Source organism: Paenibacillus sp. SER-28 (assembly GCF_052906305.1).
The window spans coordinates 1-15,555 of the sequence record NZ_JBRECM010000016.1; the positions used below are offsets into that span (position 1 = coordinate 1).

Sequence of the window (15,555 nt, forward strand, 5' to 3'; positions counted from 1 at the left end):
GCCCGGTACAATACCGAGCTCATGCCCAACTGGTTGCATAAAAATAGTTGTCTAACTTTAAGGGGTCACTTCACTCCCACCTGCCTTTAGTTTATTTCAGCTCATTGTCCATCCAGGTTTTCGTTAATCTTCATAAACGGAGCCTCGAATTATGAGCGGTCCCGTAACAACAGCACGGCGGTCAGCTGATTGTACGGTCAAGCAGTATACATAAGGCTCTGCCTGTTTTCCCGTTTCCTCATAGCTTAACTCAGCAAATCCCTCCTGATAACAGGAATCTTGCAACCAATCCAGCATAGGTCCCCGCTCATCATTGCGACGCAATCGAATGTCTAGCTCCCCGATATCCCAGTTGAGCAGCGGATTTTCCCATGCCAAAGAGACTTCAATGACAATATGTCCTTCAGATTCACTTGCAGGAATGATTAATGTAGAGAGCACGCTCTCCTGTTCGGTGACCTGAAAAGGCAGTGCATATGTGCCTGGATCAGCTTTATTTTGAACTGAATATTTCAACATACCATCTTCCTCCTCTGCCCGTTCATTAGGGCGTCACGGTAAAATGACTGGCTGTACGCTTAGCGACAACGTTCCCGTTTTCCAAAAATTCAGCCAGGATAAACAGCGTTTCCGGATTGTAAATACTCGTCACCACTCGCAGGTAAAAAGGATGTTGGACGGTCTCCATATCCTTGAGTTCTAGCACGGAGCCAGCTTCGGGAGAAGGGTTCAATCGAAGGAGCTGCCGTCGGAAAACACCACTGTCATTTCCCATTTCCAGCAACACATCGACGGCTCTCTTTTCACGATTGAAAAAGGTCACATGGCAGCTTTCTATATGGGCGCTGTGGTAAGCGAGATGATGATCGACGGTTAAAAGAAACACGGACATATGATGATGCCTCCTTGAATTCCGTTAGGTTACCAGCCTTAATATGATATGAAAAATAACTGGGATTGGACTGGATAGTTGTACGCCTCTTTGACAAAAAGCGCATTGGTGTCCAACCCTTTTCACCGTACTGTGCATGTAATGTAGAGTGGAACATGCTACGGCCTGAAGTCCCTTTTCGACTACAGAAGAAGGGTCGCTGAGGGAAGGGGCGTATTAAAAAAGGAGGCACGGCTATGAGACTCGCACAGCTGGCAGGGGAATATGAAGCGGTCTTCAGTCTGGGACAAAACTGTACACCTGCCATTCAATTGGAAAAGAACCGTTTGCGGCCGTTTGCCGGGGTACTGGATTGGATGATGTCTGACACGCTGTCCGATGTGAACCGCTTGCTAGAAAATCGGTTTGCCGGATTTATGGATTTGCCCAATTTAAGTGTCGTTGGTACGAGCCAACTGAATTATATGGTCAGAGATATCGCTTATAATGTGATCTCGGTGCATGATTTTCCACAGGAACGCAATACGTCCTCAGATCTGGTGACCTATCCCGAGTTCAGGGAAAAGATAGATCGTCGTATCGAACGTTTTTTTGCAAAAACACAGATGGCGAAGCGCAGCTTATTCGTCCGTATGCTGGGAACCTATGAAGAAGTAGAGGAACTGGAACGTATCTTGTCAGACATGGTAGCAAATGAATTTCGTTTGTTGGTGGTGAATTGTTCCGGTGTAACGGAGTTGACGGAGGTGGATTGGCAGCTTCCACATGTATGCGCGGTGGAAATGCCTTTTGCCGATGTATGGAATTACAAAAGTGATCCGCACTGGCGTACTCTTTTTAAAGGGATGACCTTGTCTTCGGAAAGGGGAGGGCGTCGTGCTTGAGCGGTTGCAGGGGGATTATGATGCTGCATTCAGTCTGGGTGGACATTGCTTGCCTTCCATTCAGCTGGATAAAAACGGACTGCGTCCCTATGCGGGTCCGCTGGACTGGATGATTTCCGGTAACTTGTCACAGGTCAGTCGCTTGCTGGACGCCCGTTTTGCCGGTTTTATGGATGTTGATAGTCTGCGTGTCACGGGGCACGATTACGGCGAGCATAACTTCATGGTCGAGGATGCAAACTATGGGATTACAGCGGCACACCATTTTCCGGTTAGCGAGAATACATCGGAGCAGCTGACTTCCTATCCTGCATTCAAAACGACGCTTGATCGCCGCATCGCACGTCTACTGGATCAATTCACGCTTGCGTCCCGTCTGCTACTGGTTCGTGTCGGGGGTAGTCGGGAGCAAGCGGTGGAACTACATGATGTGTTATTGCAGAGGATTACACATGATTTTCGCTTGTTATACGTGGATTACACAGGGACTGATGGTGTGACGGAGCTGGATTGGGGATTGGAGCGGCTGGTTTCAGTGGAGCTGCCGCCTGAGGATATATGGAACGGTCAGGATGAGATGTGGCGTTATATGCTGGAAAATGTCAGGCTGCATGTCTGAGGTGCTGAGATTCCAGAGACACATTATAGATTGTCTTCGGACTGTGCTTGTGCCTGCGCCAAGCTATAGGGAGTCGCATAACATGATGCGAAGGGAAGTCATATGCTTCGGTTCAAAAGGAGGGTGAGCTAGTGAAGGCTTTGGTCACCGGGGGAGCCGGATTTATTGGTTCTCAGCTGGTACGTGCGCTTGCTGATTCGGGCATCAGAGTGCATGTGCTGGATAATCTGACGACCGGGAATATCGCAAATGTGGACCCGCGCGCAGTCATGCATATTGCGGATATTCGCAGCTCTGAAGCTAGGACGCTGCTGATTCGGGAAAGCCCGGATATTGTGTTTCACTTGGCCGCACAGGCGGATGTACAGCAATCCATCCATCAACCCGATGAGGACGCGGATGTGAACGTGCTGGGGACGATTCATTTGTTGCAGGCTTGTCATGAAGCCGGTGTGTCAAAATTTATATTTGCGTCCACGTCCGGTGTATATGGAGAGCTGCAAAAGCAATGTATACAGGAAGACGATCCCGTGGAGCCGATTTCAGGCTACGGACTGTCCAAGCTGACCGCAGAATCGTATATTCGACTTTTTTATCGGCTGTACGGTATGAACTACACGATTTTGCGTTATGGAAATGTGTATGGTCCCGGTCAGGCTGCGAAGGGAGAGGGTGGTGTAGTCGCTCTTTTTATGGAGCGGCTGAAAAAAGGAAGCCCCTTGCTCATTCACGGTGATGGGACACAAACCCGCGACTTTGTGTACGTCAAGGATGTCGTTCGAGCGAATATGGCGGCTATTCATGCAGCGGATCAACGCACAGTACATGTAAGTACGGGACGAACGACGTCCATCAATCGACTGGCCTACGATTTACTAAAGCTGCATGGTTCGTCTGTCCGCCCTGTATATTCACCGGCGCGAGCGGGAGACATTCACCATAGCTGTCTTAGTAACGCAGTCGCCAGACATTGGCTTCGTTGGGAACCGCTATACGGCATTTCTGCCGGTTTACAGGAAACGTATGTGAGCAGTATGGGCTCAGGCAAAGAAGGTATGTCTTGATACAAAGCGCGCGGATATCAAGAAAGAGACTGAGGAAATACTCAGCCTCTTTTTCATTTGAATAGCAATTAGATGTTCTCGCCAGCCAGCTTCAAGGCTTGATCCAGGACTGCTGCACCGTTTCCTCTACCATAAGCCAACGTGTCAATGACATCTACAGGAATGCTATAGGGAGCAGCAATTTCGGTTACTGCCTTTTTACGCATCCGTACTTGAGGTCCGAGCAAAATAGCAATCACAGAATCTGTAATGCCTTCCAGTTCTTCCTTAATGGTGCTTTCGGGGATGGCTTCGATGTTCAGCTCTATGGATCTTGCTGCTGCTTCTTTTTTCATTTTAGAAACCAAAATAGATGTGGACATACCCGCAGCACATGCCAGAATAATTTTTTTCATCGTTGAGCGCCTCCAGAAATTCATTTTTAACTACTTATACTCTTCATCCAGATCAGCAACAAACGAGCGTTCCTTGATAGCAGCTTGATACCAGTAGCCGGATTTCTTCAAATGCCGACTTCGATCATTGTCTAGGTTAATTTCCACCAGTCCGTAGCGATTTTTAAAAGCATTCATGGGAGAAACGTTGTCTGTAAAGGCCCACAGCATATAACCTGTACAGTTGGAGCCAGCTTCTACAGCTTGTAACGTGTAGTATAAATGCTCAGTTATAAAGTCAATACGATAGTCGTCCTGAATGATGTGCTCCTCATTTTTGAAGGCAACCTCATTCTCAATGCCCATACCATTTTCTGCGACAAACCACTCGATATTGTGATATTCGTTCTTGATACGCATGCCCATATCGTAAATGATTTTCGGATAAATCTCCCAGCCCCGTGACTTGTTCATTCTTTTACCCGGAAGATCAAAATGCTCATAGTAGTAAGAGGGGTGAAAGGGGGTGTTTTCATTCCACGCTTTACTCTGCGCTTTGACCCGGTGGGGATAATAGAGATTGATTCCGACGTAGTCAACGGTATTTTTCTTAATCACGGTCAGTTCTTCCGTTGTAGCTTCAAATGCAATATCATGCTTGCCCATGAGATCGAATAATTCTTGTGGGTATTCGCCTTTAATAAGCGGGTCCAGAAATACTCGATTGTAAAATAAATCATACACATGCGCCGCGTATTGGTCATGAGGGGCGCTTGATCGGGCATACGTGACTTCGGGATTCAGAATAACGCCTATTTTAGCCCCGTGCTGACTATAGTTTTTTGCTTTGAAAAGCTGTACACACTTCGCGGTAGCCAGCGTTTTATTATAGTTCCATTGCATCCACTTCCGCGTATTTTGTTCATAGGGATAGCGGAGGGCATCTAGATAGACACGCGTTTGTACAACAATGGGCTCATTAAACGTAAACCAGTGCTTGACCCGATCGCCATACCGTTCAAACACTTTTTCCGCATATTTTACAAACAGTTCCACTACATGCTTGGAGGACCAGCCCTCATATTTATCCATCAAATAAACGGGTACCTCATAGTGCTCCAGACAAATCATCGGCTCAACTCCGCTTGCAATCAGCTCATCAATGACTCGGCCCATATAATCCGCATACGTTTCATCCACCACTACATTCTCATAATCCGTTAAGAAGCGGGACCAATTAATAGAAGTCCGATAATGGGTTAAGCCAATCTGCTTCATCAGCGCAATATCTTCGGTATAGCGATTATAAAAGTCGGTTGCAACCGCGGGTCCATATCCATTGTGCCAGACATAGCGGTCATTTTTGTACCATTGGTCTAGGTATGAGTCCTGCCCTTCTTTTTTACTGCTCCAGCCCTCTGTCTGCCAGGCGGAAGCCGCTGCACCCATGATGAAATTCGACGGAATTTGTATTGTATGTTTAGCCATGACATGTTTCTCCTTTTCTTTGTATAAAGAATGCGTTTTCAATTATTGATGTATTTCTATAGTAACGCATTATTCAGCCATTCGCTTGTTGGCAATTTTGACGAACGGGAAATAAATGATAATGGCTACCACAATACAAATGATCTGAGTTACGACGGCGCCAATGCTTCCACCTGTAGACAGGTAGGCATTAATAATAGGCGGAGTAGTCCATGGAACCATGACGACGGCTTTACCTGCAAATCCAAGCAACGTCGAGAAGTAACCAATCGTTCCTGTGATGAGCGGAGTAATAATGAAAGGGATAGCCATCAATGGATTCAACATAATCGGAAGTCCAAAAATGACAGGCTCATTAATATTAAACAGACCCGGACCCAACGAAAGCTTTGTTATTTCCTTCATATCTTCACGCTTGGAAGCGATCATAATACAAATCAAGAGGGCCAGTGTAATCCCTGAACCACCGATACTCATGTATACGTCCCAGAAAGGCATCGTAATAATGTTCGGAATGGGCAGTCCTTGCTCATAAGCAGTCATGTTGACGGTAATCGCGCCAAGCAGCAGGGGTTCACGAATGGGCTTTACCATTTGGTTCCCGTGAATACCGATCACCCAGAAGATTTGCGCAACCAGCATCAGTACCAGTATACCTGGCAGTCCCTGTACTACGGTCTCCAGAGGTTTTTGTACCACATTATAGACAGCATCGTACAGGTAGAGACCTGTAAACTTATGAAAGAAAAATCCGAGCATTGAGAAGACTGTCACCGTTATGATAGTTGGTATCAATGCAGAAAAAGAAACGGCCACATTGCTGGGAACACTTTCAGGCATTTTGATTTTTAGCTTATCGGACTTGCCCAGCTTACTGTACAGCTCAACGGATAGGATGCTTATGAAAATACCTAAAAACAAGCTCTTGGTATCCGTAAATTGACGGGCTAAGACGTCTGTTACTTTTTGCATGTCACCGTTAACCATCAACTCTATCGTGGTTGGTGTCACAGAGATAAAACAGATTAAAGCAAGCAAACCGGGGAAGAGATTTTTCTCACCGTTAATTTTTCCTAGCTCCAGACCAATCATGAAAATAGCTAGAATGGTAAGGATATTCAAGCTGGCATAGTTAATGCCCGAGAAAATCGGTTTGTACTCAGCCAGGAATGAGAACGGCTTAAAATGCGCAAGGCCATTGACCGGGTCCATGACCATATTAGAAATCAATACAGCAAAGGCACCGACAATAATAACAGGCATCAATGTGATAAAAGCTGATTTGATCGCTATAATATATTTAAAATTATTGATTGCATTTGCTACCGATGTGAGGCCATCGACCAGTTTGTCTTTGAATGCCATGGGATAGCGTCCCTCCCTCTACGATTTCGGTACGAATTGATCAATGCGTTCATACAGGTCTACAAACTCTGAGGCCATATCGCGAATGGTGATGGCATTCATCAGATGATCTTGAGCATGTACCATCATGACGGACATCTCTGTTTTTTCACCCGCTGCTTCCTTGCGGATAATTCTGGTTTGAATTTTGTGGGAGGACACCAGTTCTTTTTTTGCTGTGGCTAATTCATCTTTGGCTTCCCGAAATTTCCCCGCCTTTGCAAGCTCAATCGCCTCCATGGCCGAGCTGCGTGCATTCCCTGCGTATAATATAATTTGGAATACAATCTCTGTATCATCCATGTCCTCCATGTTCACGTCGTGCTCTGTAGATTCATCATTATTCACGTGATCCTCTCTCCTTTCAATCATCTCGTCGTATGGTTATTATAATTTGGAATCGCTTTCAACATAACGCACATTATTTCCTCTTCTTAACGGAAATAAATTGTTCTTCATACTCCTCATGTTCAACAATTTTTATGCAACACTTCTATGAATTCTGTATATGATTTGCAGCGAATAAGCTGCTGGACGAGCTGTTCATTATTTAAAATTTCAAGCAAAATATGATACATAGTCTGTAAATCTTCTGATTTGGTGCGCTGTATACAGAGCATACAAATAAACTGTACCGGCTTGCCATCCCAATCGATTGCTTTTTGTAATGTACAGATGGCCCAAAACGTAGAATCTGCGAAAGGTTCCATCGGATGCGGGATCGCGACCAAGTTGCCAAATGAAGTGGGGGAAACGGCTTCACGCTCTATTACAGATTGCAGGAGGGGGCCTTTTACAAGATCTGCTTCGTGTATTTTTTCGGCTATAAATTCAAGCACTTGGAGTTTGTTCTCAAACTTCTGCTGAAGAAAGACCAATTTTTTTCGTACATACTGCACAGCAGGAAGTCTGGCCTCAGAAATGGCTTGCTCAATTTTAGTAATATCGGAACCGCCTAAAAATGTATTCACATGGATCATGGGGATAGAAAGCGGTTCTGAAATGGGGATCGTGCTAATGACAAAGTCCAGTGTATCCAAAGGCATTTGTTTCAGCTTATAAAATTCAGTGGTTCCCACGATATCCAATCTGGAACCGAAGACCGATTGAAGCTTATAATACAGCAGCTTAGCGCTGCCGAGTCCAGAAGCACATACGATCATACATCTTTTGGGCGCGTCCTCCATTTTCTTTCTTTCCATCGCGACTCCGATATGAATGGCTAAATACCCAATTTCATTTTCCTCGATGTGTATATGAAGCCGCTGCTTGATGACTTCCGCAGCAATGATACCTGCTTCAAAGGCAAGCGGGTAATTGGCTTTGATTTCATCCAGCATAGGATTACGCAAATTCATTCCGTATTGATAACGGTTAATGACCGGTTTGAGGTGAAGGCAAAATGCAATCAGCAATTCTTGATCGTTATGAATGTTCATCTTCAACTGCTGATCAATTTGGTCTAGTATTTCGATAGTCAGTTCGTAGATATCTTTATCAATGATCTTTTTAATCTCCACCTCATCCATACGGGCACTAACGACGGTCCTTACACCCAACAGGTGAACAGCAATGTACGCAACTTCAACAAGTGGAAAGGAGTGCTTCATGATTTGTTCCAAGGCGGATACGATCTCAGTCGCCACCCTAAACTCTTTCTGCGCTTCAATTTTTTTCATCTCTTGCGGATAATACGACACATACCTTTCTTCGCGAATACGCTTACATGCTATGGCGATATGAATGACCAGATTGTTCAGGGCAATGTCGGACAACTGAATATCATGGAAATCAATACGATCCAGAATCACTTCTCTTATGAATTCCATCTCTTCGTTAGAGATCAGAGGAGGGGGGGACACCTGCTGCTCGCCTATTTCATCTAACCTGTTAAATATATAGTCGGAAATGCAATAACGCAGTTTGGCCTCATTACCTTTGACTCGAATACCATGATAGGGTCTATTCTCCAGAGATAGTCCGTAAGTTGCCAGTAACTTGCGCAGTTCTTTGAGGTCATTCTGTAAAGTAGATCGACTAACATACAGGATCTCGGCTAAATCATCAAGTTTGACATATGCATTGGTAAGCAATAGCTTTTTCATTAAAAAACGGTTTCTAGCTTCAGAAGAACTCGCTAATGGATAGGGCACATGATGATCATAATCCTTTAATTGCTTCAGTAGATGATGAAATGCTTGTTCGTCCCGAACCTCTAACTTGTAGCCTGTTCCTTTAAGGGGCTTAACTGCTGCTCCATGCTTTGACAACAGAGCACCCAATTCCTTTAAATCCGTTCGTATCGTTCGAGAAGATACCTTCAATGCATTTGCCAAGTGTTCTCCTTTGACCATCTGTTCTGCAACCAATATACGAAGAATATCAAAAATACGCACAACGAGCCCCCTTTCTTAGCTGTTCTGATGAACAGTATACAACGGTTAGAGCGTAACCAAAAGAAGGATTAACAGCAGCGTGAATGCTAGATGACCTTGACACACTAGCAGATTCGGGGATATAGTGGATACAATAAGTCTTTAATTGAGGTGTAGTTATGAAATTTACAAAAGCAACGAATTATGCTCTGCACACTATGCTCATGCTCGTTACTGATTCGTCGGTGAAGCCGGTAGGTGTTCAGCAACTAGCCGAATCCCAAAATGTTTCGCCAACTTATCTTTCGAAAATTTTGACAAGGCTTGTGAAGGCTGGGATGATCGAATCGGTTTCTGGAGCCAATGGAGGCTATCGCCTATCCCGTCATAAAGAGGATATTACCTTTTTGGATATTATCCATGCCATTGAAGGGACGAATTCCTTGTTTGAATGTGATTTTGTCCACGGCTCCGAGTGCCTGATTCAAGCTGTAATGAGGGAAGCAGAGGAGAAAATGGAACGACATCTTAAAAATACGAAATTGTCCGATTTGGCGCAAAAGCAAACGCAAGTTTCAAAGTAAGGACTTTATATAGAAAGAGGGTGGTTGCCAGTTATGTAAAGCTTTTTTTTGTTTTATTATAGATATAAAGAGTCTTTAATATCTTTTAAAAGGAGTTGGGTATTGTGCTGTACGATTGCGCTATTATTGGTGGAGGGCCCGCCGGATTGAATGCAGCCCTCGTGCTTGGCAGGGCCAGAAGAAGTGTGGCTTTGATTGATAATAATCGGCCCAGAAATGCGGTTACGCATGCGTCGCACGGTTTTATTACGAGAGACGGCGTAACGCCGGCCGAGTTCCGCCGTGTAGCTTATGAGGAAGTGTTGCGTTATCCGTCTGTCCATCATCTGCAAACCGAGGTTGTTTCGATTACAAAAAACGAATCTGGATTTGAGGTACTTGATTCGTCAGGCCATCGCGTTCAAGCGCGGAAATTGATATTGGCGACGGGCGTAAAAGAGATATTCCCCGAGATTGAAGGTTTTTATCCGTTATACGGGAAAAGTTTATTTAATTGCCCTTATTGCGACGGCTGGGAGTTGCGGGATCAACCGCTTGTCCTCGTCTCTGAATCGGCGGTTATATTTCATACAGCCAAACTACTCCTTAACTGGAGTAAGGATTTGATCGTCTGTACGAATGGTCAGACATCCCTGTCGGACGAGCAAAAAGAACGGCTCTATTCTAAAGGAATCATCGTAATGGAGCAACCTGTTGCGGCGTTCATCGGTCACAATGGAAAGCTTGAGCATGTGCGCTTTACGGATGGCACTCAAGTCCCGAGGGTCGGCGGCTTTGTGTCTCCCAAGTTTGTACAAAGTGCACGGTTTGGAGAACGTTTGGGCTGTGAAAGAACGGAGTCGGGTGGGATCAAGACGGATGAAGCGGGGAGAACCTCCATACCTGGTATATATGCTGCCGGGGATTCATCGTACTTCATGCCTTCCCAGTTGATTTTTGCCGCGGCCGACGGCAGTCGAACTGCTGCGAGCGTAAATATGGATTTAACAGAGGAAGATTTCAACGAATAACGATAAATTGAAAATGTCCAATATGGAGTCCGAAAATAGAAAAGGCCGCCAACACGGCGGCTTTATTCTAAAATCATAGAGAGAGCAAGCAATAATAAACCAATGATCATAGGTCATTTCAAGGCTACACAAGATCTTCTTTCAATAACCTCCGTATTCACAAGAACCTGGGTATGATGCCCCTGATGATTGTTAAGCCTCTCCATAAGCAAGTTTACAGCAGTTCGGGCCAAAATATCCTTTTTCACATGAATGGTTGTGAGTTCCGGGCTAATCACCTTGGCTTCATGAATATTATCAAATCCCATGACGGAAATTTGCTCAGGCACTCGAATATTCATTTCTTGAAACGTTTTAATGGCACTGATCGCCATATAATCATTTTCACAAAATAGGGCCGAAGGTAGCTCATTCAGTTCATGAATAGCTGTTTTAAATGCGTCCTGTGACATCACAAGCATGGGATGCATATCAAATGTAAGCCCATTTTCTATGCAAAGATTGTGCTCCTCTAAAGCAGCCATAAACCCTTCCTTTCGTTTTGTAAAGTTAAGAATCCTCGTACTGGATTGTACGTATCCTATCTTTCTGTGTCCTGACTGAATTAAATATTGGCCTGCCTGATACCCACCAAGATAGTTGTTAATAGATACGAAACTGGCATCGACGTGTTCAAAGCAAGTATCCAGAATCACAATATTGGAATGAATGGATTGTATGGAATGAATAATCTCAGAAGTTAAATTGGTACCGAGCAGAAGTATGCCTGAAGAAGGCTGATCTTTTTCCAAAGCAGATAATTCTTCTTCGAGGCTATGGCTATCAAAAGAAGAAAAAATCAAGGTGTTTCCATGTTCTCTCACCTGATTGGTAATATGATGAATTAACTCATTGAAAAATGGAAGTGAATCATAATGCTCTGTTACGATGTCTGTATTTTTACAGGCCACAAAGCGTATCACATGATGATTTTTAATAACTTCCTTGCTTGTCTTCATGGTGCGTGGTTTATATCCATGCTCTTGAGCTATTTTTAGAATTTGCTCCTTGGTTTCTTCACTGACTCCGGGTTTGTTATTAAAAGCAAGAGAGACAGCAGATTTTGAAACACCTGCAAGCCTTGCAATATCATCAATTTTCAATGTGGAACCCCCTATTGAACTAAACTACATAAATTATATCATTACTCTGCAAGAAAGTTTAGCTTATAAACTAAACTAAACCAAATAACTAAAAATGAAAATTTGTTGACCGTTTATGATTTATAGTGTTAATATTCAAGTGTAAAGCGCTTTAATTTAGTTTATTTTGCGAAATGATCATATAAATTTAGTCGTTTGTTTAGTTTTGTTTAGATAATTTTGTGAATACAGCAAGAGAGGAAGGGTGATTCATTTGAGTTTAAACATGGCTGAAAATCAAAGAAGTTTTACAAAAGAGGAAAAACCTTTTTTTTATTTGGCAGATACGGTTTGGAGTGTATTTACCAACGCGACGATAGAGGAGTGGAGCGATTATCTTGACTATCGGAAGATGCAAGGTTTCAATGTGTTGCAAATCAACATGCTCCGACAATGGGATGCAAGTGAATCGGATCTGAATCTACAGCCATTTGCATTACTGGAAAATGGGGATTTCGACTACCATACATTAAACGAAGCTTATTTTGACCGGGCAGAAATCATGTTGAAAATGGCTGTAGAGCGTGGATTTGTTCCGGCTCTGGTTCTATTGTGGTGTAACTATGTGCCGGATACATGGGCTGAAATGTTCCAAAAGGGTAATAAAATGCCGTTTGAATGCGTTGAACCCTATGTAACGTACGTCGTAAACCGTTTTTCTCCATTTGATCCTATTTTTCTGATCAGCGGGGATAGTGATTTTCCGACCGAACGTGCCAATTCCTATTATCTAAAAGCACTGGAAATTGTACAACAATTAAGCCCTGCAAGCTTAACTACGCTGCATATTCAAGGAAGATTGAGAGAAATTCCTCCAGCCTTTGAGAAACACCAGGGTCTTGGATTTTATATGTATCAATCAGGACATAATTCCGAGTTTCAGCATGTGGGCCATGAGATTGCTCAACATTTCTACCATAAGCCGGATATACGGCCTGTCATTAATGGAGAGCCATGTTATGAACAAATTAGTTATAGCCGCAATGTGTATGGCAGATACACAGCACTGGATGTGAGAAAAGTAGCATGGCAAAGCCTCCTTGCAGGCGGGGGTGCGGGCATTACCTACGGGGCGCATGGGATTTGGAGCTGGCACAAAAAAGGAAAGAAATTCGGCATTGTAGAAGGGGAAGGATTCGATAGTCCCTATGATTGGAGAACAGCATTGCGATTTGAGGGCGCATGGGATTATTCCTTTATTAAATATTTGTTTGAAATGTATAACCTGATTGGCGTAAAGCCGTTGGATATTGTTTTAAACAAGACAGAGGAAATCAGAGCTGCGGGGAACGAGAATACCATTGTCTTGTATGTCCCGGTTAACACGAAGGTACGGCTAAGTATCAACGTGCAGGATTACAAGTTTACAACGATTGATTTAGCCGGGAAGCGGTTTGCCCAAACCGACGTGTCCGTCCAAAAGGATCAATCGGTGCTGGACATGCACAGCTTTGAAAGTGATGTTGTCATCATCGGAACGAAATAAAAACAGAGAAGAATGTGGATGGAGTGAAGCAACATGTGGAAAATCGGCGTCATTGGAACGGGATATTGGTCGGAAAAACATATTAAAGCATGGCAGTTTATCTCGGATGCAGAAATCACAGGGTTTTGTGATCGAAATAAAGGCTTACTTTTTGAAAAAGCAGCTCAATTCCATATCCCTACTGAATATTGTTATACCAGTCTGGAGGAAATGCTAAGCGAAGCGGATATTGATGTCGTGGACATCATTACACCTCCTGAGACACATCTGGAACTGGTTCGACTGGCGGCCGCAGCCGGAAAACATATGATGTGTCAAAAACCTTTTGCACGTTCTGTAGAGGAAGCTGAGCAAATTGTAGGTATTGCTGAAGCAGCAGGAGTCAGACTTATGGTGACCGAAAATTGGCGTTGGCTTGAGCCTTTTCAAATTATAAAAAAATTGCTGGCAGAGAATATCGTTGGGAATATGAATGTTATACGTTATACGCATACCGATTTTTATTCGCCGAGGTTTGCTCCGGAAAAAGAGCTGCCGCAGCCATTTTTCAGAGATATGCCCAAGCTCTTGTTTTATGAAATGGGAGTTCATTGGCTGGATACTTGGCGTTTCTTATTCGGTGAACCTCAGCGTTTGTATGCGGAAACCAACCGAGTCAGCCCATACACACAGGGAGAAGACACGGGCATTATTATGTTAGGTTATGAACATTATTTTGGCCTTATGGACATGAGCTGGGCGACTCGTAGGGAACTGAATGGGCAGCTGCCGGAGCAGGTCCTTCCCGATCATAAAGAACAGCTGGTGATTGAAGGCGATGAGGCTACCCTAAAACTGTATAACACAGGTAAATTATCTCTCATTAATAATCAGGGAGTCGAAAAAGTATTGGTTGAAAAGACTGAATTAAACTATGAGGAAAGCCATAAAAAGCTACAGGCTCATTTTATAGATTGTCTCAACACGGGAAAAGAATTTCAAACGAGTGGTCACGACAATATCAAGACCCTTCAGCTTGTATTCGACACCTATGACAGCGCAGAAAATCATAAAGTTCATGTGTATTAAGAGGCAACAGGATGTCCATTAACGATATTGTGATGTATGTTATCGCTCTTTTTTTAGTGCTGGGTGCATTGGATCAATGCTTGGGAAATCGCTGGGGGTTGGGACAAGCCTTCAACAATGGGCTTATGACCATGGGTTCTCTTGCCCTGGTCATGATAGGAATTGTTTCCTTGGCTCCTGTACTCGCCTCATGGTTGATTCCTATTGTTTCACCATTATATGTGGCAATGGGTGCCGATCCGGCATCCTTTGCCAATACGATATTGGCGGTAGATATGGGAGGATACGCGCTTGCGGCAGAAATGGCGCACAGCCAGCAAGCGGGTTTATTTTCCTGGGTTTTTCTGGGGACCATGTTTGGCCCAACGCTCGTATTTACGATTCCGGTTGCCCTCGGCATTTTGGAAAAAGAGGATCATCTATATTTTGCAAAAGGAATCTTAATCGGTATTAGTACAATTCCCGTTGGTTGTTTCATAGGGGGAATAACCGCTGGTTTTGACGTGATAATGATTTTAAAAAATCTGATTATTCCCATGCTTCTTTCAATAATCATTATGCTGGGTTTACGTCTATTTACGGAGCTTACGATCCGATTGTTCAAGTGGTTTGGTAACGGCATTAGGCTTCTATCCCTTGTCGGTTTGGCAGCGATTGGGGTCGAAACCTTAACTGGATTTGTGATCATTCCCAATATGGCTCCGTTGTCTGTCGGTGTGCAAACGGTTGGAACGATTGCTATTGTATTGGCGGGTGCGTTTCCGTTGGTTGCTTGGATTACAAAAATATTTAAAAATCCGCTTCAACGGGCAGGACGTTTACTAAGCATAGATCCATCGACTACTGCGGGTCTGGTAGCTAGTCTTGCTCATAACATTCCTACGTTCACTTTAGTCAAAGAGATGGAGCCCAGAGGCAAAGTGATTAGTATTGCTTTTGCTGTCAGTGGATCTTTCGTTCTGGGGGGACATCTTGGCTTTGTAGCAGGAATGGACAAGAATATGGTGATTGCCATGATCGTGGGTAAACTTGCAGGCGGAATCAGTGCCGTAATTGTCGCAGTTATTGCACATCCGACTACTACGAATAGAAAAATAGAAAGCGCATCCAAGAAGGAGTGAACATG

The 15,555-nt window shown here is 44.0% G+C and carries 16 protein-coding genes; 8 read left to right on the forward strand and 8 right to left on the reverse strand.

Going from position 1 to position 15,555, the window contains the following annotated elements:
- Positions 1 to 123 precede the first annotated feature (123 nt).
- Together ACUYLD_RS23755 and ACUYLD_RS23760 are read right to left on the reverse strand one after the other, a co-directional pair.
- Positions 124 to 519 carry a hypothetical protein gene (locus ACUYLD_RS23755; protein ID WP_446676123.1) on the reverse strand — a complete coding sequence of 132 codons (396 nt, stop codon included), beginning with the start codon at positions 517 to 519 and terminating at the stop codon, positions 124 to 126.
- A gap of 25 nt (positions 520 to 544) precedes the next feature.
- Positions 545 to 892, reverse strand: a complete 348-nt coding sequence (locus ACUYLD_RS23760; protein ID WP_446676124.1) for a hypothetical protein — start codon at positions 890 to 892, stop codon at positions 545 to 547.
- Between the two features lie 236 nt (positions 893 to 1,128).
- Here ACUYLD_RS23760 and ACUYLD_RS23765 point away from each other — a divergent pair, with 236 nt between their 5' ends.
- From ACUYLD_RS23765 to ACUYLD_RS23775, 3 genes are all read left to right on the forward strand, one after another.
- A complete protein-coding gene (locus tag ACUYLD_RS23765) occupies positions 1,129 to 1,776 on the forward strand; it encodes a DUF1796 family putative cysteine peptidase (protein ID WP_446676125.1) in 648 nt (215 codons plus the stop codon).
- The gene (locus ACUYLD_RS23770) at positions 1,769 to 2,395 is read left to right on the forward strand and encodes a DUF1796 family putative cysteine peptidase (protein WP_446676126.1); all 627 of its coding nucleotides are present in this window, start codon (positions 1,769 to 1,771) and stop codon (positions 2,393 to 2,395) included. Before ACUYLD_RS23765 ends, ACUYLD_RS23770 begins: the two co-directional genes overlap by 8 nt.
- A gap of 131 nt (positions 2,396 to 2,526) precedes the next feature.
- Positions 2,527 to 3,459 (forward strand): NAD-dependent epimerase/dehydratase family protein, encoded by a 933-nt coding sequence (locus tag ACUYLD_RS23775; RefSeq protein WP_061830060.1) that lies wholly within the window; start codon positions 2,527 to 2,529, stop codon positions 3,457 to 3,459.
- Between the two features lie 68 nt (positions 3,460 to 3,527).
- On the opposite strand, the gene ACUYLD_RS23780 is transcribed toward ACUYLD_RS23775, so the two are convergent.
- The 5 genes from ACUYLD_RS23780 to ACUYLD_RS23800 all read right to left on the reverse strand — a co-directional run bounded on the left by ACUYLD_RS23780 (position 3,528) and on the right by ACUYLD_RS23800 (position 9,121).
- Entirely contained in the window at positions 3,528 to 3,854 is a 327-nt protein-coding gene (locus ACUYLD_RS23780; RefSeq protein ID WP_061830059.1) for a PTS sugar transporter subunit IIB, read from the reverse strand.
- 30 nt (positions 3,855 to 3,884) lie between these two features.
- Complete coding sequence (locus ACUYLD_RS23785; protein ID WP_446676127.1) at positions 3,885 to 5,321, reverse strand: glycoside hydrolase family 1 protein; 1,437 nt, start codon at positions 5,319 to 5,321, stop codon at positions 3,885 to 3,887.
- Positions 5,322 to 5,390: 69 nt separating this feature from the next.
- The gene (locus ACUYLD_RS23790) at positions 5,391 to 6,686 is read right to left on the reverse strand and encodes a PTS sugar transporter subunit IIC (protein WP_322160305.1); all 1,296 of its coding nucleotides are present in this window, start codon (positions 6,684 to 6,686) and stop codon (positions 5,391 to 5,393) included.
- A gap of 18 nt (positions 6,687 to 6,704) precedes the next feature.
- Complete coding sequence (locus ACUYLD_RS23795) at positions 6,705 to 7,028, reverse strand: PTS lactose/cellobiose transporter subunit IIA (RefSeq protein ID WP_223822139.1); 324 nt, start codon at positions 7,026 to 7,028, stop codon at positions 6,705 to 6,707.
- Positions 7,029 to 7,195: 167 nt separating this feature from the next.
- A complete protein-coding gene (locus tag ACUYLD_RS23800) occupies positions 7,196 to 9,121 on the reverse strand; it encodes a BglG family transcription antiterminator (protein WP_446676128.1) in 1,926 nt (641 codons plus the stop codon).
- Between the two features lie 158 nt (positions 9,122 to 9,279).
- Between ACUYLD_RS23800 and ACUYLD_RS23805 the strand changes: the two genes are divergently transcribed.
- On the forward strand, positions 9,280 to 9,684 hold the full coding sequence (locus ACUYLD_RS23805) for an Rrf2 family transcriptional regulator (RefSeq protein WP_061830056.1): 405 nt from the start codon (positions 9,280 to 9,282) through the stop codon (positions 9,682 to 9,684).
- 104 nt (positions 9,685 to 9,788) lie between these two features.
- Positions 9,789 to 10,694, forward strand: a complete 906-nt coding sequence (locus ACUYLD_RS23810; protein ID WP_446676129.1) for an NAD(P)/FAD-dependent oxidoreductase — start codon at positions 9,789 to 9,791, stop codon at positions 10,692 to 10,694.
- A 113-nt stretch (positions 10,695 to 10,807) separates the two neighbouring features.
- Here the strand turns inward: ACUYLD_RS23810 and ACUYLD_RS23815 are convergent, their stop codons facing one another.
- Complete coding sequence (locus ACUYLD_RS23815; RefSeq protein WP_446676130.1) at positions 10,808 to 11,836, reverse strand: LacI family DNA-binding transcriptional regulator; 1,029 nt, start codon at positions 11,834 to 11,836, stop codon at positions 10,808 to 10,810.
- 244 nt (positions 11,837 to 12,080) lie between these two features.
- Between ACUYLD_RS23815 and ACUYLD_RS23820 the strand changes: the two genes are divergently transcribed.
- Genes ACUYLD_RS23820 through eutH form a run of 3 tightly spaced genes read left to right on the forward strand, consistent with a single transcriptional unit; the run spans position 12,081 to position 15,550 of the window.
- Positions 12,081 to 13,361, forward strand: a complete 1,281-nt coding sequence (locus ACUYLD_RS23820) for an apiosidase-like domain-containing protein (protein ID WP_446676131.1) — start codon at positions 12,081 to 12,083, stop codon at positions 13,359 to 13,361.
- Positions 13,362 to 13,394: 33 nt separating this feature from the next.
- Positions 13,395 to 14,429 (forward strand): Gfo/Idh/MocA family protein, encoded by a 1,035-nt coding sequence (locus tag ACUYLD_RS23825; RefSeq protein ID WP_446676132.1) that lies wholly within the window; start codon positions 13,395 to 13,397, stop codon positions 14,427 to 14,429.
- Between the two features lie 11 nt (positions 14,430 to 14,440).
- Positions 14,441 to 15,550, forward strand: coding sequence for an ethanolamine utilization protein EutH (eutH, locus tag ACUYLD_RS23830; protein ID WP_446676133.1), 1,110 nt, complete (start codon positions 14,441 to 14,443; stop codon positions 15,548 to 15,550).
- The last annotated feature ends 5 nt before the right edge of the window (positions 15,551 to 15,555 follow it).